Annotated in this window: 1 pseudogene; it reads right to left on the bottom strand. The window is 68.3% G+C overall.

Annotated features, from left to right (window positions below):
- Window positions 1-43: 43 nt before the first annotated feature.
- Window positions 44-243, bottom strand: a pseudogene (locus ACTFO6_RS19495) (exo-alpha-sialidase); the annotation flags it as partial.

Below are 243 nucleotides of genomic sequence, written 5' to 3'. Positions count from 1 at the left end.
ATTCCGGAGCGGGCACCGAACAGATCGAGCAGGTCTTCGCCCCTCATCGGTCTGGGTCCCGGGCCACGACCGCCGCCCGCACCGAGAGGATGCGCGGGAGGAATCGGGCGGGGACCCGCCTATGCTCGCTCCCATCCCGGCTGGCGAAGAGCTGCCCGTTGGTGGTGCCGAAATACAGGCCGCAGGGCTCGATCCCGTCAGCGTCCATCGCCTCCCGCAACACGCTGACGTACGCCCTACTTT

Origin of the sequence: Pelomicrobium sp. G1 (assembly GCF_051905455.1) — a bacterium.
GTDB lineage: Bacteria > Pseudomonadota > Gammaproteobacteria > Burkholderiales > UBA6910 > Pelomicrobium.
Note: the sequence above shows the minus strand (reverse complement) of the source record. Positions and strands in the feature narration are given on the sequence as shown.